23 protein-coding genes, 2 tRNA genes and 1 pseudogene are annotated in these 25,258 nt (G+C 36.1%); 2 read left to right on the top strand and 24 right to left on the bottom strand.

What is annotated here, in order from left to right:
• Positions 1-2: 2 nt before the first annotated feature.
• The 6 genes and pseudogenes from ACUN24_RS12255 to ACUN24_RS12230 form a co-directional block, all read right to left on the bottom strand.
• The gene (locus ACUN24_RS12255) at positions 3-593 is read right to left on the bottom strand and encodes a hypothetical protein (RefSeq protein ID WP_445562733.1); all 591 of its coding nucleotides are present in this window, start codon (positions 591-593) and stop codon (positions 3-5) included.
• Positions 577-1,050, bottom strand: coding sequence for an RNA polymerase sigma factor (locus ACUN24_RS12250; protein WP_445562732.1), 474 nt, complete (start codon positions 1,048-1,050; stop codon positions 577-579). Before ACUN24_RS12250 ends, ACUN24_RS12255 begins: the two co-directional genes overlap by 17 nt.
• A 405-nt stretch (positions 1,051-1,455) precedes the next feature.
• A tRNA-Ile gene (locus ACUN24_RS12245) sits at positions 1,456-1,563 on the bottom strand.
• Between the two features lie 62 nt (positions 1,564-1,625).
• Positions 1,626-1,835 (bottom strand): hypothetical protein, encoded by a 210-nt coding sequence (locus ACUN24_RS12240; RefSeq protein WP_445562731.1) that lies wholly within the window; start codon positions 1,833-1,835, stop codon positions 1,626-1,628.
• 217 nt (positions 1,836-2,052) lie between these two features.
• Positions 2,053-2,595 carry a hypothetical protein gene (locus ACUN24_RS12235; protein WP_445562730.1) on the bottom strand — a complete coding sequence of 181 codons (543 nt, stop codon included), beginning with the start codon at positions 2,593-2,595 and terminating at the stop codon, positions 2,053-2,055.
• Between the two features lie 207 nt (positions 2,596-2,802).
• Positions 2,803-2,962 (bottom strand): annotated as a pseudogene (locus ACUN24_RS12230) (IS982 family transposase); the annotation flags it as partial.
• A gap of 175 nt (positions 2,963-3,137) precedes the next feature.
• Between ACUN24_RS12230 and ACUN24_RS12225 the strand changes: the two are divergent.
• Complete coding sequence (locus tag ACUN24_RS12225; RefSeq protein WP_445562729.1) at positions 3,138-3,806, top strand: suppressor of fused domain protein; 669 nt, start codon at positions 3,138-3,140, stop codon at positions 3,804-3,806.
• A gap of 25 nt (positions 3,807-3,831) precedes the next feature.
• Positions 3,832-4,113 (top strand): hypothetical protein, encoded by a 282-nt coding sequence (locus ACUN24_RS12220; protein ID WP_445562728.1) that lies wholly within the window; start codon positions 3,832-3,834, stop codon positions 4,111-4,113.
• A gap of 220 nt (positions 4,114-4,333) precedes the next feature.
• Here ACUN24_RS12220 and ACUN24_RS12215 read toward each other — a convergent pair whose 3' ends face one another.
• The 18 genes from ACUN24_RS12215 to ACUN24_RS12130 all read right to left on the bottom strand — a co-directional run bounded on the left by ACUN24_RS12215 (position 4,334) and on the right by ACUN24_RS12130 (position 25,179).
• The gene (locus ACUN24_RS12215; protein ID WP_445562727.1) at positions 4,334-5,341 is read right to left on the bottom strand and encodes a hypothetical protein; all 1,008 of its coding nucleotides are present in this window, start codon (positions 5,339-5,341) and stop codon (positions 4,334-4,336) included.
• A 431-nt stretch (positions 5,342-5,772) separates the two neighbouring features.
• Entirely contained in the window at positions 5,773-6,261 is a 489-nt protein-coding gene (locus ACUN24_RS12210) for a hypothetical protein (RefSeq protein WP_445562726.1), read from the bottom strand.
• A 595-nt stretch (positions 6,262-6,856) separates the two neighbouring features.
• Positions 6,857-7,435: an Imm43 family immunity protein gene (locus ACUN24_RS12205; RefSeq protein WP_445562725.1), complete on the bottom strand. Its 579-nt coding sequence runs from the start codon at positions 7,433-7,435 to the stop codon at positions 6,857-6,859.
• Positions 7,436-8,661: 1,226 nt separating this feature from the next.
• Complete coding sequence (locus tag ACUN24_RS12200; RefSeq protein ID WP_445562724.1) at positions 8,662-11,028, bottom strand: FtsX-like permease family protein; 2,367 nt, start codon at positions 11,026-11,028, stop codon at positions 8,662-8,664.
• 445 nt (positions 11,029-11,473) lie between these two features.
• Positions 11,474-11,553, bottom strand: a tRNA-Leu gene (locus tag ACUN24_RS12195).
• A gap of 88 nt (positions 11,554-11,641) precedes the next feature.
• Positions 11,642-11,935, bottom strand: a complete 294-nt coding sequence (locus ACUN24_RS12190) for a DUF3817 domain-containing protein (protein WP_445562723.1) — start codon at positions 11,933-11,935, stop codon at positions 11,642-11,644.
• 226 nt (positions 11,936-12,161) lie between these two features.
• Positions 12,162-12,698: a Fe-S protein assembly co-chaperone HscB gene (hscB, locus tag ACUN24_RS12185; RefSeq protein ID WP_445562722.1), complete on the bottom strand. Its 537-nt coding sequence runs from the start codon at positions 12,696-12,698 to the stop codon at positions 12,162-12,164.
• A gap of 83 nt (positions 12,699-12,781) precedes the next feature.
• Positions 12,782-14,170: a site-2 protease family protein gene (locus ACUN24_RS12180; RefSeq protein WP_445562721.1), complete on the bottom strand. Its 1,389-nt coding sequence runs from the start codon at positions 14,168-14,170 to the stop codon at positions 12,782-12,784.
• Between the two features lie 28 nt (positions 14,171-14,198).
• Positions 14,199-15,386 carry a 1-deoxy-D-xylulose-5-phosphate reductoisomerase gene (locus ACUN24_RS12175; protein WP_445562720.1) on the bottom strand — a complete coding sequence of 396 codons (1,188 nt, stop codon included), beginning with the start codon at positions 15,384-15,386 and terminating at the stop codon, positions 14,199-14,201.
• Between the two features lie 50 nt (positions 15,387-15,436).
• Positions 15,437-15,814 carry a four helix bundle protein gene (locus ACUN24_RS12170; RefSeq protein WP_445562719.1) on the bottom strand — a complete coding sequence of 126 codons (378 nt, stop codon included), beginning with the start codon at positions 15,812-15,814 and terminating at the stop codon, positions 15,437-15,439.
• Positions 15,815-16,039: 225 nt separating this feature from the next.
• Complete coding sequence (locus ACUN24_RS12165; protein WP_445562718.1) at positions 16,040-17,539, bottom strand: GH3 auxin-responsive promoter family protein; 1,500 nt, start codon at positions 17,537-17,539, stop codon at positions 16,040-16,042.
• Positions 17,540-17,593: 54 nt separating this feature from the next.
• Positions 17,594-18,382, bottom strand: a complete 789-nt coding sequence (locus tag ACUN24_RS12160) for a hypothetical protein (RefSeq protein ID WP_445562717.1) — start codon at positions 18,380-18,382, stop codon at positions 17,594-17,596.
• Positions 18,379-19,347: a glycosyltransferase gene (locus ACUN24_RS12155; RefSeq protein ID WP_445562716.1), complete on the bottom strand. Its 969-nt coding sequence runs from the start codon at positions 19,345-19,347 to the stop codon at positions 18,379-18,381. Before ACUN24_RS12155 ends, ACUN24_RS12160 begins: the two co-directional genes overlap by 4 nt.
• Before the next feature lie 76 nt (positions 19,348-19,423).
• Positions 19,424-20,371, bottom strand: coding sequence for a glycosyltransferase family 2 protein (locus ACUN24_RS12150; RefSeq protein WP_445562715.1), 948 nt, complete (start codon positions 20,369-20,371; stop codon positions 19,424-19,426).
• A gap of 125 nt (positions 20,372-20,496) precedes the next feature.
• A complete protein-coding gene (locus ACUN24_RS12145; protein WP_445562714.1) occupies positions 20,497-21,030 on the bottom strand; it encodes a DUF4199 domain-containing protein in 534 nt (177 codons plus the stop codon).
• 11 nt (positions 21,031-21,041) lie between these two features.
• On the bottom strand, positions 21,042-21,710 hold the full coding sequence (locus tag ACUN24_RS12140) for a hypothetical protein (protein ID WP_445562713.1): 669 nt from the start codon (positions 21,708-21,710) through the stop codon (positions 21,042-21,044).
• A gap of 179 nt (positions 21,711-21,889) precedes the next feature.
• Positions 21,890-23,146 (bottom strand): dihydroorotase, encoded by a 1,257-nt coding sequence (locus ACUN24_RS12135; protein ID WP_445562712.1) that lies wholly within the window; start codon positions 23,144-23,146, stop codon positions 21,890-21,892.
• The gene (locus ACUN24_RS12130; RefSeq protein WP_445562711.1) at positions 23,143-25,179 is read right to left on the bottom strand and encodes a vWA domain-containing protein; all 2,037 of its coding nucleotides are present in this window, start codon (positions 25,177-25,179) and stop codon (positions 23,143-23,145) included. Before ACUN24_RS12130 ends, ACUN24_RS12135 begins: the two co-directional genes overlap by 4 nt.
• Positions 25,180-25,258 lie beyond the last annotated feature (79 nt).

Raw genomic sequence — 25,258 nt, 5'->3', positions numbered from 1 at the left:
ATTTATTTATTTTTAAGTTGTTGTAATATAGTTTCCATTTTTTCACGAGTGGCCACTAACTTAGCAGCATCTTTATTAAACGACCGTGGGCGTATTATAAACCATAAAAAAGCCAGATAGATAATCGCTATACTATATATAGCAAAAAGCCAAATAGGATACTTTGAAATAAACTCGTATAAGTACATCAGCCAACCAACCGAGCACAGCAAAACTACTCTAACCATTGTTTTCTTATAATAATAAATCTGGTTCTGACGGGTTTGCTCTATGAACTCAATAAATTCCAGATTACTACAGTTATCAAGGTGTTTAAACCGTTTGATGGATCTTATATTCGTGGCAGCTACCAAAAGTCCTGAGATAACCATTAATCCACCACCAATATAAGTCGTAATCTCCTTAAAACTGACAAAAAATAGTACAGCAATTATTAAACTTGAGAATAGTAAACATGAAATAATCATTAACCACTTATTCCTCAACTTCTGATTCCGAAAAGTGCCAATTAATTTTAGCATTTCCTTTGAAGTAGGTAATTTATCCGTTTTTGCGGTGTGCCACACAGTTTTCAAATCATCTAAATTGTCCATATTCATGAAATTTTTGAGTTAATTTTTCTTTTATCCTATGAATTTTTACTCTTACATTTCCGTGGCTCAGGCCTACAACGGCAGCAATTCCTGTCTGTGGCAACCCCTCCAATTCCAGAGAGATGATAATACGGTCTGTTTCTTCCAGTTCCGAAATACACCTATATAACAGTTTAAGTTTTTCCTCTGGCGACTCCTCCAATGTTTCTGCTAAATTATAAGGAAGTTCTGCAGTAGGCATCCGCTTCGCAACTTCCAGAGCACGAAGGCAGTTATTGGTAGCGATCCTGAATATCCAAGTACTGATCTCTGAATGGTAACGGAAACTAGGTAGATTTTTCCACACGGAGATAAAAGTCTCCTGTACCAAATCTTTAGCCTGATCAGCGTCATTTGTATACCCTAGACACACCCGGAATATTTGCGAAGCGTAGCGGTTATATATTTCCTCAAACATTGTTTTACTTCCTGGCTAATACAATTGCCTTCATTTTATGTCGGGTTAGATACGACACTATATGGAATGTTACAATCAATATAATGAGTGCAGGTTAATCGTTTCGATAGTTATCAAAAAGGAATTTTACAAAAGTACTGCTCTATCAAAAAACGGTCGTTTTAAGAAATTCAATTTTATATCCGTTCGAATACACCTTTTAAATAGAATTGCTTATATAGCATTGTTCTCTTCTGAACGTCTAGTAATAAACCTATCTACAATAAATAATCAGCAATTGAATGGATCTAAAACTAAAAAACCTCAATGGGCTCGAATCAAAAAACAGCTTTTAAACTAATATTTAGGCCGATTAATTTTCAAGTAGAAAAAAAAACCCTCTTTACGGGCTGTAAAGAGGGTTTGTGGGCCCACCTGGGCTCGAACCAGGGACCAAAAGATTATGAGTCTTCTAACTTACCGTCCTTATTAGGAATAAATATTCTTTTATGACCTAACAACGCAATTACGGACTGTTTTTGAAACCACAATTTTGCTCCGTTATGCTTTTAGGAATAGTAAATATTTCCGTACTATTAAAGCACTGCTGATTTACGGGTTTTAATTAACTTTCCTTTGTTATTAAAGAGGTAGTATTTAGCTTCATCTTTACTATTGGTAAACACCATATTGCCCGTTTTTTTCGACATATAATACCCAGCAATTTTATCATCTGCAGGTCTTTGGCCGTAGGCGGTAAAGCAGGTAATAATAAAAAGAAGAATGAAATTTAGATTAAGCCTCATGGCATTTGGTGATTGTTAAATAAATTACAAATGTAAAATAGTAATTCCGTAGATATTTCTGCAAACTGATTTCCATTAGTTAAATCTTCTGCTCCGGAAATCAATATTTATATGATTGTTTGTTTTTTTTAAAAAATTAGTCAAAAGCGGGATGCTTGCGCCAGACTTGGAAGCCGACAAAGATTTTTATTACAAAGACTTTAAACAGGGCGAATAGCTATTTGATTTTCAGCGATTTAATCACAGAATCTACAATGGCAGTATGCGCTATTATATTAGTTGCCTCAGCCATACTTGTAAAAGAAAATGTTTTGCCAGCAGAATTAAAAACACTAAAAATCCCCCTATTTGAAGTATTATTTTGATTGGTTTCGAAATTTTGACGAAGTACTTTTTGCGAACCAATTTTAAATTCTTTGGCTTCATCTAATACCCCAAACTCAATATTTCCGCTGGTATAACTAATTTCTGATTGCTTGATGAGATTATCCAATGTTTCTTTTAAAGTTCCAGTACTATCCGATGCAGTAATTATAATGAATTCTTGACCTCTTATAATTTTATGATTAATGATAGTGATGAATCTACTTTTGGCAACACCATCTATTGGCTTATCTTTTTCTACTTTCCAATGTGCTGGAAATTGAAAAGTTAAGCCGTCTTTTTCATATAAAACGCTTTCCTGCTTTTTACTAGGCGAATAATTACAGGATGTGAATAAAAATACAAGTACAGCAATACTTTGAAATACTTTTTTCATAGGGTCAATTTAAGAATTATTTATTTGGCAATTACCTAATCATGTTCAATATTAAAATCTATAAATTTTAAGGTGGCGAATAAAAAGTAATTCGCCACAAATATTTAATTAACTCAAGTTGTTAGTTAGGTGTTATCTTATTTAAAGTAAAAGCGAATATAAACAGAGTCTCAACAGCCAACCTTCGAAAGTCACCGCATGGAGCTTTCTAACCTGATGGGTCCCAAAGTACAAAGATGACACAAGCGCCGTTGTGATGATCTCGCTGTCACTTACCTGCCTTCGGCTATCTCCATGATGGCTACTCGTTTTCAACAAATCATCTATAAAACAAAATATTCCTACTAATTTTATCTTTGGTCATCATCATCATGAGTTTTTTAGTTGTGGTAAACCAAATTTCCCTTTTTTGATGCTTACTTTTCACCTTTTTTAATACGCAACCTGAGTTAATTATTCCCAGCGAATTCTGGAAATCCTCAATTGTGAGCTTAAAATTTAATATATTTATTTAATAAAACAGCTTATTCAAATGAACTGATATGAACGAATTTTACGAAAAGTTTCGCAACAGAACATATTTTGACAACCACGGAGAAGCAATTGCAAATCACTTAGACAAATTTTATAAATCAGATGAAATTACTGTTTTTCATGAAATGGTATCGCCAGATTTTCATTTGGATGTTTATTTGATCAATTCAGCAAAACATAGCTTTAACATCCTTTTAACTTCGGGCATGAGTTTGTTGGAAATGACTGTTCCAGACGGCGTAGAAAACCCTGAAATTTACACATTTGCCGAGTTGATGATTTTATTACCTAAAGCCATTGAGTTTGGTAAAATATTTCCGGGCGAAAACGAGAATGATTGGATAATAGGAATGCTTAAAGAAACCGCTCGTTTTCCGCATCATTACGATACATGGCTGGCTATTGGCCATACTTTACAAGCCACTACTGACATGGAACCCTATAGCGGAGATACTGATTATGTAGGTTTGGTTATTTTGCCTTCCGTAACTTTTGATGAAGAATTTACCGAAATTAAAACAGCCGAAGAAACTATAAATATTTACAGCGTTTTTCCTCTTTATAAAGACGAGCTTGAGTATAAAATTGCAAATGGATATAATGCTTTACTAGATAAATTGATTGAGAAAAATGGCAAGGAGGTTTTTGATAATAAAAGAGGAAACTTGTTAGCTTAATTACCACATTGTTCAGCATGAAAACATGAAAAATAGCTATAAAATTTTATTAGGAGGAATATCACTTTTTGGCATAATCACTTGGTTCACTTTAAGCTTAAGTTATGATGCCGACGGCGCAGACCAATACGGTTTTCCTTTAAAATTTTACACTAAAGTTAGTGGATACAATTTGGCAACACAACAAGGCGGTACAAGTACAGATTTCGACTTTTTAGCACTTCTGGCAGATGTTGCATTTGCTTTTGCAGGAAGTTATACCGTTTTTAAATTAATTAAAAATTTCAATAGAAATGCCAATGTCTAAACGCAATAAATTTGAACAACTAAACGGAAACTTAATTCTTTATCCAGATTATGGCAATCTTAAAGGATTTGTAATCATTGGCATAGTAGCCATTCTATTTTGTTATGCACTTTATAGCGTATGTTTTTCCTTGGTATTCAAAGATGTCAATTTTGGCAGACATCTGAAATACCCTGTATTTAGGAGGTTGCAGCTTACCTTGGTTAAATCTGCCGATTTATCATAATTCGCCCCTTATAAATGGGCTTACTTTGATCTTGTCTACTTGGGATAAACCATTATAAAACTCTGTTAAGACAGCTTTAATATAAGATATTTTTACTCCTCTTATGATTTTGGGGGCACCTTCCTTATCGCTTCCTCTCACCATAATTCCCAATAATTGCCCCTCAGAATTAAATATGCCCCCTCCGCTCATTCCAGCGATCGATTGCGCTTCTATAAAGAATTCGGCACTCGCATTATACGGGATATCTCCTTCGACATCGCCTGCAATCTTCAATTTTTGGATTGCTTCCGCTGCTTCTTTATCGGATAATATTTTTCCATAAGCTACTGCTCCGTTAGGGTAGTTGATATCATCCTGAGGATAACCAACTGCAATGACTTTTTCGCCTGCCATAGCGGTATTCCATGTTTGGGTTGCTGTTGTCCTATGCTCGGGATCGTATAGTTGCAATGGTTCAGACGTTTTAACAAGTTCAGGGTATTTCGGAAAAGGACCTTGCGGAGTTCGTTGATTATCAATTATTCCTAGATAAAAATCTTCTGCCGGCAGTATGGTCGTATTAGTGGCACCGGAAGAAATATCAAAATGAATGAAGGGGAAATCTGCCACCAGTGTATTACCTAAATCGATACCTCCATTAGTCGGAGGAAGTTGCGATGTTTCAAAAATGCCCATGTTTTCGGACGATAAGTCAAAGAATTTGGCGTTTCGGGAATTCCATCCGGATATGTTATAAACATGGTTGGCGCTTATATAAAGTCCCAAGCCATAATCGTTTTTTCTACTCCAAATTGTTTTTGATCCGGGGCCACGTCTTCCAACGCTTCCCCGTACCTTATTCAGTAGGTTGATCAGATTTTGATCATTTCCGTTCAAAATATCTTCAATTTTCGGAACGGTTTGCTCGCCTTTTGGAACAACTGGGTTATTACGTTTACATGATTGGACTGCTATTCCAACCGTTATTAATAAAACTGTCAATACTGTTTTTGCTTGCATATTATATTGAGCTTAGGTAAAAGTATTTAATATTTTAAGTTGACTCCCACTCATCGGCATTTGGTGTCTGTCACTACTATGAAATAATTAATTTTGTTAAAATTTATTTGTCGCGCATGAAAAAGGTGTCCTTGAGAACATCCTCCCGGCCACTATTTATACGATTAAATTGCTGAAAACGCTACATTGAACTCAGCCTTTTTTGTTTCGTCCGAGCCGGTAAAGAAATAACATCCAAACTCTGAATCCGACAATAAAAGCTGGCAGGGGATTTTTCATAGTGGTACCCGACAGAAATGCTCCGGTAGCAATAATGCAAGTCAGGAAAAATAAGATCAGATTTTTCATGATAATCAAATTTAAGGTTTCAATAGTTGATAAACCTGCATGGTCCAAAAACTAAACCATGCGGGTTTCAATTTTACGCAGCTTTATTTAGTGATGCTTCCTTCTTTTTTTGAAGCCGTCTTCATATCGAATCTTCTTAATAGGCCGATGACTTTAATCTGTACTTCATCAACGATACTCCAATCTTTTTCAATATAGATGTCCGTTGTGCGGTGTTCATCATCCACATGGTTCAGAGCTAATGCAACATCATCCTTACTTATACGGCATGCATTCCGTGCCACAGTTGCAAATGTATGCCTGGCCCAGTAAATTGTAGCTCCGGTAATACCTGTAAGCTTTCTCAGCTGCTTCATGCCTTGGCTTAAAGCTGTATCCAAAACACCGTAGGTTGAATAACGTACCGATAGCTTTTCAATATACTTTTCTAACAAAGGCCCAGCTTCTTCAATAATCTTGATACTGATAAACGCATTGTCCTTTCTTCGCCCTTGTGTTTTGACCCGGTTGTAGTCATTTCGTCCGTTCCTAATATCTTTTCTTGTTAAATGATAAAAGTCTATTGCATTCATTCCTCATAAATAGAATGAAAGCATATAAATTTCTTTTGCTAATTCAGCCCGGCTTCCTGCTTTAGTTACGCAATCCCTTATCGCTCTGACTTCCTCCAAACTACTGTTTCTTTTTCTGGTAAGTGGAGCGGAGCCGACTTTATACTTTTTAAACGGATAATGTTTGATTTTTTAAATGCCCAAGTCTTGTTATTATACTTATTACAGGCGGCATTGAAGAGCGTACGCAGGTCACGCATGTGATTATGGAGACCGCTATCTGACAGGCCGTCAATAGTCTTCTCTTTTGTTTGACCATCCTCGGTAACAATACGGGTCATGGTTCGCCTGCTTCTTAGAAATCTTTTATAGGAAACCAGCATATTTGAATTACCTCCGTAATACCTGCCTTGAAGGCTTTTAAATTGAGATCATTAATTTAAAGCCCGTATGCTAATCCAAAACGCTCTCACTGTTTTAATTTTTCTGCCAAGGATATTTTGAAGGTCATTAGATGGAAAATCGAATTCTGCCTGTGTGATCAAAGCAATAGCTCCAGCTCTGCCCGGAACAAGTCTAGTACACACATTAAAGTTGAACTGAGAAATTTTTAGGATTAAATATCTGTATAAATACTGTGTCCTTCTTCTATAAAGTCAACTCCTTTTAAACCTGCTTCTTCGCATCGTTTTTTAAATTCTTCTGTTACTATTATGTAAGATTTTTTTTCTTCCATTCTAACTATTAAAAAATTATTTAACGAATTTGGTATTAGATATAGTTTTTTTATAGTCATAACACTTGCTGAACCATATTTTTTTTCCTCAACAATTGATTTTTCCGTATCCATACAAGGTAAAACCCTTAAAACATTTAGTAAATAAAAGTCTTTATTTATATTTCCTTTATCATCAATAATTGTAACATTTATGAATTGAATTTCGTGATTTTCTAAATCCTTAAATAAACTAATAAACTTCAAACTGACTAAAGGTGCATTGAAAGTGGGCAAAATATCATATTCAGAAAGATATTCATCTATTTTATCGACTCGATAAAGTAATTCTTTTTCAACATCAATTTTAATTCCTTTTTCAAACTCTCGAATCTGAATATTGTTTTCTTCATCATATAAGAAATATACATCTCTTTTATAAAATTCACTTAATTCATAATACATAATATTTAATGACATTTAATTTTTCGTTTTCTTAAATCTTGCCGTGTTCCTGCTCTTAAATTTTCTATTGCATCAGAGTATTGCTTTTTATTCCAACCTTCAGCTTGTCCTATATCGTGGATGTCGTTCAATTTTTACCTCATATCAGCATTATAGGTTTATTCCAACCATTATGTTGGCTTCTAGTAGGATATCCACCTGCATCTTTTGGTAAATATGGAGATTTCGCTAAAAGTGTGCGCCAGATTTCATTCCAAACTGTGCACCCGGCTTTTACCATCCGGTCTTGATGGAATCGTAAAGACTGAGTCAAATATATCAATCTTCCCAGATTCCTTCCCTTCATTTTCCAATCAATCTTTCCTGCATCTGATCAGCCAATCCTGCACAGAAGATGGTTTTGCAAGAAAAATGGCCTTCCAGCACACGATTTACAGCAAATCAGCCCACTTTAAAAAACACATCAGAATAAGAAATATAATTTTTGATTTTAAGGTATTAGAACATCTCCTTTTCGGTTTTCTCTAGGCGAAACGACCATCATAATCCAACACTGCTTTTATGAAGCTTAATCTTTATGAAATCTATGAGAAGAGCAACATCACACAGAAGCATATGCTAATTAGAGGGGTGTTCAAAGATAATCTGGTATGGGGTGATGATATGTTTAGAACCGCTTTTATTGACGCAACGTGTAACGATAACATACTGAAAATCAAAAAAAGGGTTGCTTTTTAATGAGCAACCCTTTAACGTTTTGGGCTTGAGCCCGGTTAGTACCGATCAGCGGGAGTACTTTCAATATTTAAAAGCGTTTTATTACTTATAGAACCGATAGTAAATGATTTAAAGCTGAAAGGATTCATATGAATGAGCCTAAAATTCTAGAAGTAATAGTTAAAAAAAAACCTTCAGCGGGAAACTTTGAACCGAAAAACTTGACATTTTAATTGATAGTAATTTAATGCCCAAATTTTCTGTAATTCAAATTATCAAAAACTCAATATCAAAAATTAAATATTTCATTTGATTAATGGAATGAGTTTATGAGAATCTAGGAAAAAGGCGAAGGTCAGCAGAATAAAAGTAAGCGACTTTGCAAACTATAAAATTCCTAAGTCCTACCTCCCAGAAACTTATTAAATAACGAGGGAATAGTGAGAAAGATTGTTTGGTGCGCTCTATCAGAATGAGCATCATACAAAACCCTAATAAACAAATAATTAGATCTATATGTAGCTCTATTCTTTAAGATATTTTACGGGGTTTATTCTGATAGCGATAAATATTTGTGATGCAATTGCTGTCCAAGCCATTACAAAGGCTAAAAAGCCTGCAAAAGCAAAATGCCACCACTGTAAAGATATTCTGTAGGCAAAGCTTTCGAGCCAATTGCCCATTATCAAATATCCTATCGGAAAAGCTATGAAAATTGCAATAAAAATAATTCTGACAAAAAATGTGGATAGCAAAGAAATAACACCTAGATCGCTACATCCCAGCGTCTTTCTAATCGCTATCTCTTTTGATCTTCTCTCCACCATGAATGCCGCCAATCCAAACAAACCAAGACATGAGATGATAATCGCGGTACCGGCAAAATACCTTGATAAGATAGCTATCTTGTTTTCGAACGTGTATTGCACCTGATAGTCATCATCTAAAAATTTATATTCAAAAGGAAGATTTTCGTTAAATTCCTTATATATTTTTTCAATATTTTCTATTGCAATCTTTTCTGATCCACGTTTAATCCGCACCAATATATTGCCACCATTTTCATAGTCAATCTTAAAAAAGAAAGGCTTAACCTTTTCAAAAAGTGATTCGAAATGAAAGTCATCTACAACACCTATTATCTGTCTATTCCCGTAAAAGTTCACTGTTTTACCGATTGGATTCTTTATCCCCATTGCCTTTATTGCAGCTTTGTTAAAAATGATGGCCGAGGTGTCGGAGCCAAATTCGGGCGAAAAACTTCTCCCTTGCTCTATTTTTAGGTTAAGCGTCTCAATAAGACCAAAATCAACATCTAGATAATCAAATTTTGTGTTTTTCTGATCCAATGCTTGTCCCTCCCATGACAGTCCACCTGAACGGGAGCTGATTCCGCCAGCTAAACTTCCATACATATATGATGCATCAACCACCCCAGGCGTATTTTTCAGTTGTGATATGAACGACTTAAAGTTTTTATCTAATTTTCCCTGTTTGGCAAAAGAAATAACATTGTCTTTTTCGTAACCTAAGTTTTTGTTCTTTACAAATTTTATTTGGTTGTATATTACCGAAACAGATATGGTTAATATAATAGAGATAATAAATTGGAACACAACCAATCCCTTTCTAATTAAAAGTTCACTTTTTGTACTGCTCAATTTGCCTTTTAGGGCATTCGCTGGATTGAATCCAGAAAGGTAAAAGGCTGGATAGCTGCCAGCAGCCAAGCTGGTTAATAAGCTGATGCTGAATAGTGCCAATACAAGCTTCAGGTCAAAATGTAGACTTAGGGATTTACCGGTTATGGAATTGAACTGTGGTAGTAATAATTCTGTGGCAAGCAAAGCAACAAACAGTGAAATAGCCGTTAGTAACATTGACTCTCCAATATATTGAACCATTAGTGCTCCCCTTTTTGCTCCCAATACTTTCTTTATCCCCACTTCCTTCATTCTTCTGGAGGCCTTTGCGGTAGAAAGATTCATAAAGTTGATGCATGCAATGCCAAGGATGAACAACGCGATTACACCAAATAGACGCACATAAACCATTCTTCCGACTATTGGAACTCCGTTTTCATAACTACCATAAAGATATCGTTCTGAAAAACGCTGTACGAATAGGGTTTCTTTTGTGTTTTGTCTTTTAGTAAGAAAAAGCTCAGTAATTTTGTGATTCACACTTTGGATATCTGCATCTTTCTTTAAAATGAGAAAGGTTGATGGGCCGCCATTTGACCACTCCTTTACTTCAGGCCGTTTTTCTAAAAAGAGTTCATAGCTGAATAGTACATCAAACTTAGTTGAGGCACTGGGCTGAGACTTGAAAATTCCGGATATGATATATTGGCCTGCAAAATATTCGTTCTCAAATGCTATTGTCTTCCCGATAATGTTTTTCGTCGTTTTAAACAATTTATATGCGGTTTCCTCCGAAATTGAAATTGCGCTTTTATGCAATAACACTGAATTCTTATCTCCTTCAATAAATTCATAGGTAAAAACGTCAAAGAAACCCTGATCAGCAAATTGCGGAGTAGTGAAAATTTTTGTTGTACCGGCCGAAAGTGCACCCTTGTAGGAAATGTTGGGAGGGACGACTGCTACAGCATGTTCGACTTCTGGAATAGAAGATACAAGGGCACGGGCCAAGAGTCCTGGAGTATATTCTTCAGTGTTAACTGTATTGTTAAGTGGTTCATTTCTTAATACCTGATATAGATATGTATCATTGTCATTGAACTTGTCAATATTTAACTCATCCCTGATCCAGAAATAGATTAAAAGAGTACATATCAATCCTATAGATAATCCGATAAGATTTACAAAAAAAGAAATTTTAAACCTCTTAAAATTTCTATATATAAATAATAAATGATGTCCTATCACAACTTTGAAAGTTTAAATATCACTAATCAAAAGCACTTCAATATGATGTGCAAGCTCTAATGTTCTTTTCTATTATTATGCCAAGTAATGCTTTCTTCAAATATACCTCCCTAGAGGCTATTTGTAGTGCTCATAAAGATTTAGGTGTTCAATTTCGGACAGTTAAATGAACGCTATCGGACATTCATTCCAAAAAATAGGTAGAGGTAGAGCAATTCCTACTCATCCTTAATAGTAAAATTTTGATTTAATTAGATAAAGTTGGGTCTTTAGAACATTTTGGTTAGTAAAATATCATTTTTCAAAAAACGGTGGAATAATGATAATAGATTACGCAAATACAATCCGTTTTGCAATCTATAATTCCAAGTTATAAGAGGAACTTTAAATGTAAATTGATTGTAAAATCAATAGGGATCCCGTTGGGGATCCCTAAGAAAAAATGTACCCGGAGCCGGAGTCGAACCGGCACGGTTTCCCACAGGTGTTTGAGACCAGCGCGTCTACCAATTCCGCCATCCGGGCATTCGTCTTAGACGGGGTTGCAAATGTAGATAATGAAACCTTAATTCACAAAATTATTTTCAATTAATTTTAACTTACTGAAAAGCAATTATTTTGGTCTTTCGTCTTTCAATTTTCGATCAACCACAAAGGGCATAAATGGTAAAAGTGATGCCAAAAAAATCAAAACAGCTTTACCAAACTTCCATTTTTGCTCTTGCCAGGCCAAAACTAAGGTAGCTGCGTATAATACAAATAATAATCCGTGTGCCCAGCCGGTATATTTTACATACAGAGGAAGGTTTGCAAAATACTTTAAGGGCATGGCTACAAATAACAAAAGCAGGTAGGATATGCCTTCTGCTACGGCTACTTTACGAAAAATAGAAAGGGAGCTATTCATAAATCTGATTGTTTGTTCCGAAAGTAAAACAAAGCTTTTGCCTGGCAAAAACTAAAAAATGATTTTACAATTAGGTGTTTTAAAGAGGTTGAAGACGAAAGGTTTAAGTATTCCCATCTTTTAACCGCAGAGGACACAAAGAAAAGGCACAATTGAGCAGAATTGGCGCTATCTATTTTACACCACCATCCCCGGACATCGCACTCCCGACTTCGGGATCTTCCATCTATTTCTGCAAGCGTTCCCTGATCCGGTCAACGTATTTCTGTCGGTAAAAATTATCCTTAATCGAAGGCAGTAGTGCATCGGATGCTGTTGGGTTGCTATCAAAACGAGCTATCAAATCATTCAATTCGTTAGCCAAGTCTTTTTCTATGGCATCAACATCTCCTTTTACCTGCGCTAGCTTTTCGGCGTCTGGCTCAAACTCCAGATCCATTAAAGCCTCATTTACATCCATCATTTCCATTAGAAAAGATTGCGGCAGTTGATAACCCTCGTCTGTTTCTACTATCCCTTTTAGCTCTAGCACATATTTTAAGCGTTTTTTAGCATTGCTCAGTGTCTGGTAAGCCTTATTGTTCAAAGTTGACAGGTTTAGCACTTCCTGCTGTTTCTCTTCGCTTTCATTGGCATAAAAATCGGGGTGAAACTGTTTGCTTAAAGCATAAAACTTTGTTTTTACCGCATTTTGATCTGGATTAAACTGGATCGGTAACTCGTAAAAATCGAAATAATTGGTATCTGGTTTTCCTTCGCTCATACTATGTATTAAATTAAAAAGCCGCAGATGTGCAGATCGACTGGTCAAATCTGCGCATCTGCGGCAATGATATAAATTTGGTTTTATTTACCGAAGGATTTTAGAATATCATTACCAAAAGCAAACACCATTAAACAGATCAGGATTACAAAACCCACAATCTGCGCTTTTTCCAATACTTTTTCGCTTACCGGCTTACGTTGCACCATTTCAATCAAAAGAAATACGACATGGCCTCCATCTAAGCCCGGGATAGGCAATAAATTCATAAATGCCAATGCCATCGAAATTAACCCGGTTAAAGTCCAGAATTTAACCCAGTCAAAAGTGCTGCCATAAACCTTAGCAATTCCAATCGGACTGCTGATGTTACGTGCACTTAACTTTCCGGTGATCATTTTACCAATTCCTTTTGCATTATCAACAAAAGTGCTCCATGCCATGTTCGCACCAACTGGCAACGACTCTATAAAGCCAAAATCTACATGTGCAGTTTCAGGCATCTTTAAGTTAGGAATAATTCCAATTGTTCCATCTTTACTTACTTTAAGATCGAATGTTACTTCTTTTCCCTTGCGCAATGCCTTAATGGTAACGGGTTTTAGCTTATTTGTAGAAACTTCTTCTTTAAACTGATCGAAAAAAGTGATCTGTTTTCCATTAACCGATAAAATACTATCGCCCGGTTTAATACCGGCAGTATAAGCAGGATATAATGGTTTCTCAAACTTTCTGCCAAATAGCTTATCAAAAAATGATGGTTTATCTGCTTTTTCATCAGGTGCGCTTACCTTATCAACACGCTCCATGATATACCGTGGCGAGATAAAATTCTCTTTATCGTTTTTGGATATTTTGTTTAAAATGGTATCCGGAACAGAAATGTAAAGGGTTTTATTCTCTCTTAAAATCGTTAATTGTGCACCATCAAACAATACTTTGCTTGATATAGCATCCTCAAACCGAATTAACTTGTTGCCATTGATGGCCAAAATCTTATCTCCGTTTTTTAAACCAATTTCTTTACCAATCGCGCCAACAGAAATACCATCGTTTAGTTTACTGTTAACAGTATAATTTTGTCCGATGTTGAAGGTTAACATCCAAAAGATAAAAATACCTACAATTACGTTTACGATAATACCTCCAAGCATTACGATTAAACGTTGCCAGGCTGGTTTAGAACGGAATTCCCAAGGTTGAGCTGGCTGGGCCATTTGCTCAGTATCCATACTCTCATCAATCATTCCGGCAATTTTTACATAACCGCCAAGTGGCAACCATCCCACTCCATATTCAACATCGCCCTTTTTGAAACTAAAAAGCTTGAAACCCCAGGCATCAAAAAATAAATAAAACTTTTCTACTTTAATACCAAATGCCCTGGCTGCCAGGAAATGCCCTAATTCGTGTAATATTACCAATAAAGACAATCCGAGCAGCAGCTGCCCCGCCATAATCAATCCATTCATATTTTCTTATAAAATTTTATATTAGATGTTAAACTATACTTTTTGTTACTAATTCGCCGGCTAAGATACGGCTATGTTTGTCAGTTTCTAAATAATCGCTTAATTGCGGTTTCTCAACAAAACTGATTTCTACCATACATCTTTCGATAACCTCGCTCATTTGCAGAAAACCAATTTTATCCATCAAAAATGCTTCTACAACAATTTCATTTGCGGCATTCAAAATACAAGGCATATTCCCACCTTTTCGTAAAGAAGTAAATGCCAGGTCTAAATTCCTGAATGTTTCCGTATCGGCTTTCTGAAAGCTAAAACTTGGATAATCTAAGAAGTTAAAACGCTTAAAATTGTTTTTTAGCCTATCGGGATAATTTAAAGCATACTGAATAGGCAGTTTCATATCGGGAACGCCCATCTGTGCCTTCATAGAGCCATCAGTAAACTGAACGATGGAATGGATGATAGATTGTGGATGTACGATAACATCAATCTGATCTACATCGAGGTTAAACAACCATTTTGCCTCAATTACCTCTAAACCTTTATTCATTAGAGATGCAGAATCAATCGTAATTTTTGCCCCCATTACCCAATTGGGATGTTTTAAAGCCTGCTCTTTTTTTACAGTAGATAAGAAGTCTTTTGTTTTGCCTAAGAATGGCCCGCCGGATGCCGTTAAATAAATTTTCTCAATCTCATTTTGCTCCTCACCAACCAAACACTGGAATATGGCCGAATGCTCAGAATCAACCGGTAAAATTTTAACCCGGTGTTCAGTTGCCAATTGTGTAATCAGTTCGCCGGCAACCACTAAAGTTTCTTTGTTTGCCAAAGCAATGTTTTTACCTGCTTTTATAGCTGCAATGGTTGGTTTTAAACCAACCGATCCCATTAATGCAGTAAGCACTACATCACTATCAGCGTAAGCGGCAACTTCTGATAAAGCCGCTTCTCCAGCCAAAACTTTAATATCAAGGCCAAACAAAGCATCCTTAACTTCGCTGTATTTGCTTTCATCACAGATAACAACAATTGCCGGTTTAAATTCCTTTGCTTGTTGAATCAGTAATGCTGCATTCTTTAGTGCGGATAATACGGCAACTTTAAAAACTGTAGGATGATCCCTAACAACTTCAAGTGCTTGTGTACCTATGCTCCCTGTAGAACCTAATATGGTTATTCTTTTTACAGATTGCTGTATTGTTATATTGTTCAATTGTTTTCTTTCTCTCGTATTAAAAATTTAATTGTTTTAATTGTATTCGATTAAATTTTCAATTTTTCGTTTGTAAATTTTATCAGTTGATGAATTTCTTTCGGCAAAGTTTCCAAAGTTGCAAAAATCTTTGAATACGTTTCCTCACTTACCAACTTTCGAACTCTTGCTTTTTCGTTCCAGTCTAAACATTCCTTAACAGAACCAAAGCTATAATAATAAAACTTGATCTTATCTTTCTTATGATAACGACCAAAGCCTTCAGCAATATTAGCTGAAATAGAATCAACAGCATCAACAAACTGTTGCCCGATGGTATACTTTGCAAAGCTATCCCAACCAGATACCAAATCCCATACAAAATTGCTAAGATGAAACGATTTTGTATAAGCAGTTATCTGATTTAACTGTAAATAATTCTTTTCCATATCGTTGAACGTTAATCATTAACAACAATTTAGCAATTTTCATCTGCACAATGCTAAACAATCCAACAATATTCTACCGCCATGGTTAAGGCGCCAGTACTAACAATTCAACAATCTAGCAATCAAACAATATATACCACTAAAGCATCCAACGCTGTGGTTCGTGTCTCCACGAACCACTTTTTCTCATTTCGTTTCGTGAGGACACGAACCGGGGAAGATTAATTAAACAATATATTTCTCCAATCCATCCGCCAGTTTCCGATCATTACTCAAACGAGGCACTTTATTCTGTCCGCCTAATTTCCCTTCACTTTTCATGTAGTTTACAAAAGCATCTTTTTGCAAAGTACGTATAATCAATGGCTGAAGGATGTTTCCTTCAATCAGGTCAAAGTAATAAATATTTTTCTTTTGTAAAGCCTCGTCAACTTTTTTGCTAAAGGCTGTCATATCTTTTGGCGCAGACGAAAACTCCACAAACCATTCATGGTAAGGCAATTGACCAGTTCCCGGATTAACCTGCGGTGCCACTGTAAATTCTGTAATTTCTACCTGTTCTGCATTGGCCACACTTAAAATCGCCTGTTCTACCTCTTCTCCTATTACATGCTCGCCGAAGGCAGAAATAAAATGTTTAATCCGCCCGGTAACTACAATTTTATATGGATTTTTCGAAACAAATTTCACGGTATCGCCAATGCTATAACCCCATAAACCTGCATTAGTATTTAGAATCAGCGCATAATTCTTATCCAGCTCAACCTCGCCAAGCGATAACCGTGTTGGATTATCATTGTAATATTCATCAGCAGGAACAAATTCATAAAAAATCCCTGCATCGGCCAGTAACAATAAGCCTTTATCTTTTTGCGAATCCTGATAGGCAATAAATCCTTCTGAAGCTGGATAGGTTTCAATGGCATCAATCTTTTTTCCGATGCTTTGTTCAATTCTTGCACGGTAAGGCTCAAAATTTACCCCTCCATAGATAAACAGGCTAAAATTCCTGAATATTTCAGCGATTTTCTTCCCTCCAGATTTCTCAGACAATTTATCGAAATACATCTGTACCCAAGGTGGAATCCCAGAAATTAAAGTCATGTTCTCCTTAATGGTTTCCTCCACAATGGCATCCACTTTCTGTTCCCAATCTTCTATAATATTCGTTTCGTAAGAAGGCAAACGGTTCTTTTGCAGATAGGCTGGTACATGATGGGCCACAATTCCAGATAAACGTCCAACATTGATCCCATTTTTCACACTCAAAACCGGACTCCCTTGCAGAAAGATCATCTTTCCGTTTACAAAATCAGCCTTGCCCGTTTCATTAATATAAGTTAAAATGGCATTCCGTGCAGCTTTGATGTGCTCGGGCATCGATTCTTTAGAAAGCGGGATGTATTTTACACCTGAAGTGGTGCCTGAGGTTTTGGCAAAATAAAGTGGCTTGCCTTTCCAAAGTACATCAGCTTCTCCTGTTACCATACGATCTATATAAGGTTTTAGGCCTTCGTAATCCTGAACAGGAACATTTTTTTTAAAATCAGTATAGTTTATGATTTCGGAGAAATGATGGTCTTTCCCGAACGCTGTATGTCTGGCTTCGTCAATAAGATTTTCCAGGATCTTATTTTGGGCATCAACGGCATTATTTTTCCATTTGTTGATCTGCCAAACTGCAAATGCCGCAAAGGGTTTACTTAATGCTGCTTTTAATCCCATGTTTAATGATTGAATTTTGGAATGATAGAATGACTTAATGGCGGATATCCGGGGTTAAACTATATTATGTAAAATATCCGGATGCTTATCGCCTTTATACTCGCTCGAAATTTTGCGGTATGCAACGGTTAAAGCTACACTAGAAAGCGGAACAATGATAAATGAACTTAAAATATTTACAATGAAAGCGATTAACGGCCATTGCAGGTAATTTAATAACAGATAAATAAGATATCCTCCTCCTAAAACAACCAACAACAATAAAATCTTAGTAAAATTCCCTTTAGTAGTAGCCAAACTTAATTTAATCGAATCGAAAGGTGTTGCTCCTTTATCAATGATAAAAAACGGAAAAAATGAAATTCTTAACCAAGTAATGAAGATGGCAATAATGCCTACTGAAATGGCTACATTTTTAACAATTGACACATTAATTCCAGTATAAATAAATGGAAAAGCAACCAGGATTACAACCAAATAAACACCCAGAATACAACCTACAAAGTATAGTGTAGCTACCAGGAATCTGATAATCTGTTGCCTAGTTGGAAGTGTATCCACAATTTTCACATCGTTTTCTTCATCATCCATTAAATGAAAAATATACTTAAACAGTGAAAGATTAATGGTAAAATAGAGCAAAACGAAAATAATCACCATGATAATGCTTAAAGCTTTGCTTACATCCTTAATAAAAAAGGCCATCAAACTTGATGCACTAGCGGTAATAAACATTAAAAAACATAACGTAGCAATCGATAAATAATGTTTCTTAGTAATGCCCCATGCCTTTTGCATTACATCGTTAACGGCGAAAGTACTTTCTTTTAGATAATTGATCATTGTTGTTTGAATACCACACGTTTAAATAAATCCTGTATAAATCCTAAACCATAAGCGGTTAATTGGATGAATGAAGATATAATGCTCAAAAATGCAACTTTTAAAGATTTATTTAATGACCAGGAGTGAAAAAATATTAACAAAAAGTACAATAGCACCAGAAAATCGAAAATAAACGCCAAAGGCGGATAAAAGATGTTCAATAGCAATGTTGTTATCATACCAACGGTTGCTACTGCCGGAAAAAAATGAATCAGTTTCAACTCTTTTGGAAAGTGTTTATAAATATTAATTCTTGCCCTGCCAAAGAAATGCAGTTGTTTGTAAAATTGCCCGAAACTTGTTCTTCTTTTATGGTAAACCTTTGCATCTGGGATCAACCCAATTTTAAAACCATTTTCATGAATACGGATGCTATACTCAATATCTTCACCCAATCGGGTAAGGATAAAGCCCCCAACTTTCTCCCAGGCCTGACGTGAAACACCCATATTAAAGCTGCGTGGATGAAATTGCCCTACATGCTGCTTGTTTCCACGGATACCGCCTGTGGTGAATGGCGATGTCATGGCGTAACTGATGGCCTTTTGCACCGGCGTAAAACTATCGTGTGCCGCATCCGGACCTCCATAGGCATCTAAATGATGCTCGTACAAATAGTTCTTAACCGTTTCAAGGTAGTTTGCGGGAATTAAACAGTCGGAGTCGAAAATTACAAAGTAATCGCCTGTAGCCCTTTCGAAACCAAAATTACGGGCAAAACCTTGTCCGGCATTCTCCTTGAAATAATATTTAATATCCAGTTTATCTGCATAAGAAGCCACAATTGACTTTGCATCGTTTTTCGAACCATCTTCAATAACCAAAACTTCAAACTGTAAATAAGTCTGTTTAGTTAGGGTGTTTAACAGTTCGTCAATTTCCTGTGGACGATTGTAAAGTGGAATGATGATGGAGAAAAACATGTTTATAGAGGTAAAAGGTGGAAGGTAAAAGATTGAGGATTTGGGCGCATAAACCTTACGCCTTAAACCTTTTACCCTATACCCTCTTCTCGATTAAATACTGGTTTCTTTCTGGTGCGTTACGCGATAAAAGTTCGGCAATAAAACCTGCAAGGAACATCTGCGACCCAACCACAATGGCAACCAGCGATAAATAAAACAATGGCTGGTCGGTTACATCCCGGTAAGCTAAACCTTGCCAAATCAAATATTTCTTCTCGAACAAAATGTATAAAGCCATAATGATACCGATAAAGAAACTCAATACGCCCAGCGAACCAAAAAAGTGCATTGGACGTTTGCCGAATTTACCCACGAAGAAAATAGAAAGTAAATCTAAAAAGCCATTTATAAACCTGCTGAAACCAAATTTAGTTGTGCCATATTTACGCGCACGGTGTTCTACCACCTGCTCGGCTATTTTACTAAATCCGGCCCATTTGGCAATTACGGGTATATATCGGTGCATTTCGCCATAAACTTCAATGGTTTTGATTACATCGCTACGGTACGCTTTTAGGCCACAGTTAAAATCGTTCAGCTCTATGCCGCTCATTTTACGGGTAGCAGCGTTGAATAATTTTGTTGGGATAGTTTTCGTAATCGGATCGTAACGTTTTTTCTTCCAGCCTGAAATGATATCGAGTTTTTCTTCCTTGATGCGGCGGTACAATTCAGGGATTTCATCCGGACTATCCTGTAAATCGGCATCCATTGTAATTACAACATTGCCTTGCGTGGCTTCGAATCCAACGTTCAATGCCGCAGATTTACCGTAATTCCTTCTAAACTTAATGCCTTTTATGGCAGGATTTTGAGATCTTAATTCTTCAATTACCTCCCAGGACCTATCAGTACTACCATCATCAACCAAAATAATTTCATAACTGAAATTATTATCAATCATCACTTTATCAATCCAGGCCGTTAATTCCGGCAAAGATTCATCTTCATTAAATAAGGGTACTACAACTGATATATCCATTTAGTGATTTGAGATTTGAGATTTGAGATTTGAGATTTTCCCAACCAAATCCTTTACAAAATTAAAACGTGCAAATTTCATCAAATTAAATGATAAAACCTGCACGTTCAAAATATTATGAGAAATTAAGCTCTATCTTTTTTAAGAATAGCTGCGCTGATTAAACTTATGATCAGACCGAGTAAGGTATACGCAATCGCAGCACCAAAAGCAGTAAAAATCCACATATATCCACGCATCATTTCAATACCTTTTATCTGTTGCTCATTGCCATTTGCCTTTTCTATCGCTGCATCAGCTATTTTATCTAAAGCAGTTTGATCTAGAACTTTGTAATATAAAATAAAAAGTAAACCAACAAACAAACCGGCATAAGCAGCTACTTTAAAACCGGTTGAAAATGCTCGTCCATAAGTAATATATCCTCCAAGCTCTTTCTTATGTGTTATCTGTGTGTAGATAATCGACATAAAAAACACACCGTAAGATAAAAACATTGCAATAATTTTTTCTGCAATAGGTAAATCAGGATTTGTTGAATCAATGCCAAGTAACTTTAACAGATAAATTAATAGGATTGAGTAAACTGCAAAACTTATTGCAACTTTGAAAGCCAATGCGTTAGGTTTTTTTTCCTCCTGAAGTATTTGTTGTTCCATGATAAAATAATCTAATTATTAATTGTTGTAATTAATATATAAGTAGCAGAATCGAACGATTTGTTACTGCTAAATTGAATTATTTCTTTCGTGGTTTCTGCACTTCCTTCAACATCTAGGAAAAAAGCCATAAACGGCACAAATAATTCCAGCATTTCCTCGCTGATATTTAAATTAGTGGCTGTTTTACAGATCTCCTCTACACTACTTTCTGCCAGTTGCTGGTTGCTGATCAGTTCTTCGTAAATTTCAAATTCATCCTGAAACTCATCGTCCTCTACCAACAAAAATTCCTTTAAGAAATCTCCCAATTCAGGATCCAGGTCTTCATCTTTACATTCTTTAATATAAAGCAACAGGTTTAACAGTTCAGTTCCTCTGTCAATGGTTTCTTCTTCGATATTTGCCCATTCATCACTTTCTAAGTAATCTTCTTCCAGTTTCTGTACGTCACTGCTAAAGAAATTTACCATCAATAAATCAAAAAAAACTTCACGTAATTCTTCAAATTTCGGGTGAGAATCGAAAACAGCATCGAAAGCCGTAGCTTTATCTAAAAAGTTAACATCAAGCTCAAAAGCAGCCAATAACTCTGTTTCAAAACCTTCTACATTAGTGGCTGAAACTTCAGCATACTTGTTAATGGCTGCACTTAGTGCTTTTTTTACTCTATTATCCATGATTAAGATTTTTAGGATTTTAGGATGATAAGATTGTATGACCTGAACAACAAAACTGTAATTTCTTGCTTTTGTCTTTTAGTACTTATAACCTGTTAATTTATCAATATTTTTTTTGAACTACTATCTTTTGAGACATGGTTAAGAACCTTATGCCCTCAACCTTCTAACCTTCAACCTTAATTCTCCCAGTGCTGATTATTGTTATAAACCAAAGTTACCTTTCCGGTTAACTCGGCACCCAATAACGGACTATTTGCCGATTTTGAGTGGTTGCTGGCAGAATTATACAACCATTTTTCGGTTGTATTAAAAACGGTAAAGTTGGCTTCTGATCCTTCTTCTATTACCGGAACAGCTAAATTTAATAATTTACGCGGATTAATGGCCAGTTTCTCTGCAATTAGGGCGGCATCCAGTCCGGCTTTTAATAAAAGTGGCAATACGGTTTGTAAAGCAATAATGCCGTAGTGGGCAATTTCGAACTCTACATTTTTAAATTCGATTTCTTCCGGACGGTGCTGAGAAGTAATGGCATCGATGGTTCCATCTTTTAAACCGGCAATTAATGCTTTTACATCAGCTTTTCCACGCAATGGTGGCTTAACCTTATAATTACTATCAAAATCGTTTAAAAGTTCTTCTGTAAATACCAGGTGATGTGCCGTTACATCGCATGAAACCTGAACACCATCTTTCTTTGCCCTACGGATCAAAGCCACAGCTCCCGCAGTCGAAATATTGCTGATGTGGATTTTGGTTTCGTTGTAAGAAGCCAGGAATATATCGCGGGCAATATGCATTTCTTCGGCCAGTGCAGGTAAACCTTTCATCCCCAACAGCACAGAATTTTTGCTCTCATTAATCTGCGATTTACCTGCGATTGATTTATTTTCAGGATAAACCATTAACAGCGCATCGAAACCTTTTGCATATTGCAAGGCGCGGCTCATAAAACCATCATCTTGTAAGGCTTTATCTCCATCAGAGAAAGCTACAGCGCCTGCCTGTTGCATATCGAATAATTCAGCAAGTTCTTTTGCTTCGCGATTTTGACTAATGGCGCCAACAGGCAAAACATCAACCAAATTGTTTTTGGCTTTGTTAATAATATATTCTACCTGAGATTTTGACTGTACAACCGGGCTGGTTTGTGGTAACAAGGCCAATCCCGTAAAACCACCTGCTTTTGCGGTTGCCGTTAGCGTTTGAATATCTTCCTTCGTTTCGAAACCAGGATCGCCTGCTACACAGTTTAAATCGAAAAATCCTGGTGTTAAAAAAGCACCATGAGCATCGAAAACGGTTTCATTTTTATCGGCAGTTAATTTACCTATGTTTTTAATTTTACCATTTTCTACCCTGACATCGCATTGTTGACTATTGAATTTACTTTGCGGATCGGCAACGGTTACATTTTTAACCAGGAGATTCATATTGTTTTTTTTGTGTTGTTAAAAAATCGGATGAGTAAAATTTCTGCTGCAATAAAAATCAGCGACAAAATTAGACAAAGTTTCCATAAAGTCTGCCCGATTTTATTGTCGCCGGCAATTAATTTAACGGCATCTTTATCGGTATCGAATATTTTCAGATTACTGCCAGCTAATTGCCCAAGTTCTGTTTTGCTTAAGTAGTGCATATCAGATTCGATTCGGCCATTGTTAAAACTATAAACAGCAAGCAACGAATCTGCAAGTTTCAGGTTATAAAAGCCCGCATTTTTAATCTGATCGGCAATGTAAATCAATGTTTTTCCATCTGCCTGACGGATTTCAGGGATCGCTTCAAAATGGTCAGTAGTGATTTTTAAGCTCTGGTTTTTACCCAAGCTGATTTTTTTACTGGCCAGTGTATTATCATTGCCAATATTATAATATAAAGGCAATTCATTTCCACCACTTAAGGCCAGGCGGTAAATTAAAGGTACGAAAACCGGGTGCCGTGCTAAATTCCCGTCGCTGCTATTTAACCCCGAAGCTGATAGATAGACCTGTCCGTTACCTACAATATATTTCGAAAAAAAAGGCTTTCTACCCGGCAGCAACATAATATCTTCCTTGTTGGAAGTATTTTTCTCTGCAAAAGAATAATAACGGGAAACAGTTGGAAGATCCAGATTTTTGGGAATTTCCTCAAAAACAGTTCTGAAAATTGGATTTTGCAGATCAATCTGATCAACCTTGCTTGGGGTTGTATTTAAACCTTGAATAACAGGAAGCGACAATCCGCTTAAAAATGAATTATAACTTTGAATACTGGCATCTAAATCAGGAAAAAGCACCACTTTACCACCTGCATTCAGATAGGTTTTTAACTGCTGTGCCAATCCGGTTGAAGGGTTTTTCAATCCATTCAGTACAATCAAGCCATAATTGGCAAAATTGCTATAGTTTATATTACTTTCGGCATTTTCAACAAGCTTGTAATAACTATCGGCAGCAAACAGCGCTTTGATATAATTCCCCGCATTAGATCCATTGATGCTTAAAACAGGAAAACTTTGATCTACTTTAAAACTGAACGACAGTGTATCATCAAAGGTTACCGGAAAATCTTTGATACTCACAACACCTTTTTGCCAGCCTGCATTAAGTCCTGAGAAATTCAGGGTATCCTTAATTTTTTTACCTGCAGGAATGGTTACGGCACCCAATCCTTTTTGCTGGTTGTTGATGCTTAATTTCAGCGGGATATTTTTTGCTTCTTCTTCTGAATAATTTTTTAGCTGTATCACCAAACGTTCATTCGTGCCAGGCTGGTGGTTTGGAGAAAGTGTCCAAACGCTATCTACCGCAACGTTGGGTAAGGTATTGGCATTCAATTTCAAAAATGAATACTGGATATCGGCTTTGGTTTCGAGTTTTTTTATGGATGAAATATTTTTCTGAAAATCGGAAATTAGAAAGCTGTATTTATTTTCGCCTCCGGTTAAAACATTGCTCTGCCTGTTTAAGATCTGTTGGAGATTGCGGTTGGCAGCCGAGATTTTTACATCATCAAGGGCTTTTAAAAATGTCTCTTCGTTCAATAAGCGCTGGTGTTTCCCTTCAAAATCGTTCGTTAAAAGTTGAAAACGATCATTTATACCGAAACCTTTAATCAGTTCTTTTGCCCTGCGTTTGGCTTCGTCGAGCAGATTGCCATCTTTATTAACGGCTTCCATGCTGTAAGAATTATCAATATAAATACTTACTATATTTTTTAAAGCAGTAGTTTTTTGGTTGTGCGCCGGAATATAGGGTTGAGCAAATGCCAGCACCAAAAAGATGATCGCCAAAATCCGCGAGAACAGAATAAGTAGATTTTTAAGTTTTTCTTTGGAAGAGTTTTGTTGCTCTACTTCTTTTAAAAGCTGAACGTTAGAGAAATAAATCTTTTTAAATTTTCTGAAATTGAATAAATGAATGATAACCGGGATGGCAACCGATATTAGTGCAAAAAGAAAGCCCGGATAAAGGAAATTCATTAAAAACCAAAGATAGAAAAATTATGGAATTGGGGATAATATTCCTTAGTAATTATTATCAATGTTACTTAAGTTTGGG

The sequence above is a fragment of the Pedobacter sp. WC2501 genome (genome assembly GCF_052682415.1).
This window is presented reverse-complemented; position numbering and strand designations above follow the sequence as displayed.

What these genes read in the sequence shown, in the direction of transcription:
- ACUN24_RS12255 (WP_445562733.1), bottom strand. Translation starts at nt 593, where the DNA reads ATGGACAATTTAGATGATTTGAAAACTGTGTGGCACACCGCAAAAACG.
- ACUN24_RS12250 (WP_445562732.1), bottom strand. Translation starts at nt 1,050, where the DNA reads ATGTTTGAGGAAATATATAACCGCTACGCTTCGCAAATATTCCGGGTG.
- ACUN24_RS12240 (WP_445562731.1), bottom strand. Translation starts at nt 1,835, where the DNA reads ATGAGGCTTAATCTAAATTTCATTCTTCTTTTTATTATTACCTGCTTT.
- ACUN24_RS12235 (WP_445562730.1), bottom strand. Translation starts at nt 2,595, where the DNA reads ATGAAAAAAGTATTTCAAAGTATTGCTGTACTTGTATTTTTATTCACA.
- ACUN24_RS12225 (WP_445562729.1), top strand. Translation starts at nt 3,138, where the DNA reads ATGAACGAATTTTACGAAAAGTTTCGCAACAGAACATATTTTGACAAC.
- ACUN24_RS12220 (WP_445562728.1), top strand. Translation starts at nt 3,832, where the DNA reads ATGAAAAATAGCTATAAAATTTTATTAGGAGGAATATCACTTTTTGGC.
- ACUN24_RS12215 (WP_445562727.1), bottom strand. Translation starts at nt 5,341, where the DNA reads ATGCAAGCAAAAACAGTATTGACAGTTTTATTAATAACGGTTGGAATA.
- ACUN24_RS12210 (WP_445562726.1), bottom strand. Translation starts at nt 6,261, where the DNA reads ATGAATGCAATAGACTTTTATCATTTAACAAGAAAAGATATTAGGAAC.
- ACUN24_RS12205 (WP_445562725.1), bottom strand. Translation starts at nt 7,435, where the DNA reads ATGTCATTAAATATTATGTATTATGAATTAAGTGAATTTTATAAAAGA.
- ACUN24_RS12190 (WP_445562723.1), bottom strand. Translation starts at nt 11,935, where the DNA reads ATGAATAGCTCCCTTTCTATTTTTCGTAAAGTAGCCGTAGCAGAAGGC.
- hscB (WP_445562722.1), bottom strand. Translation starts at nt 12,698, where the DNA reads ATGAGCGAAGGAAAACCAGATACCAATTATTTCGATTTTTACGAGTTA.
- ACUN24_RS12180 (WP_445562721.1), bottom strand. Translation starts at nt 14,170, where the DNA reads ATGAATGGATTGATTATGGCGGGGCAGCTGCTGCTCGGATTGTCTTTA.
- ACUN24_RS12170 (WP_445562719.1), bottom strand. Translation starts at nt 15,814, where the DNA reads ATGGAAAAGAATTATTTACAGTTAAATCAGATAACTGCTTATACAAAA.
- ACUN24_RS12165 (WP_445562718.1), bottom strand. Translation starts at nt 17,539, where the DNA reads ATGGGATTAAAAGCAGCATTAAGTAAACCCTTTGCGGCATTTGCAGTT.
- ACUN24_RS12160 (WP_445562717.1), bottom strand. Translation starts at nt 18,382, where the DNA reads ATGATCAATTATCTAAAAGAAAGTACTTTCGCCGTTAACGATGTAATG.
- ACUN24_RS12155 (WP_445562716.1), bottom strand. Translation starts at nt 19,347, where the DNA reads ATGTTTTTCTCCATCATCATTCCACTTTACAATCGTCCACAGGAAATT.
- ACUN24_RS12150 (WP_445562715.1), bottom strand. Translation starts at nt 20,371, where the DNA reads ATGGATATATCAGTTGTAGTACCCTTATTTAATGAAGATGAATCTTTG.
- ACUN24_RS12145 (WP_445562714.1), bottom strand. Translation starts at nt 21,030, where the DNA reads ATGGAACAACAAATACTTCAGGAGGAAAAAAAACCTAACGCATTGGCT.
- ACUN24_RS12140 (WP_445562713.1), bottom strand. Translation starts at nt 21,710, where the DNA reads ATGGATAATAGAGTAAAAAAAGCACTAAGTGCAGCCATTAACAAGTAT.
- ACUN24_RS12135 (WP_445562712.1), bottom strand. Translation starts at nt 23,146, where the DNA reads ATGAATCTCCTGGTTAAAAATGTAACCGTTGCCGATCCGCAAAGTAAA.
- ACUN24_RS12130 (WP_445562711.1), bottom strand. Translation starts at nt 25,179, where the DNA reads ATGAATTTCCTTTATCCGGGCTTTCTTTTTGCACTAATATCGGTTGCC.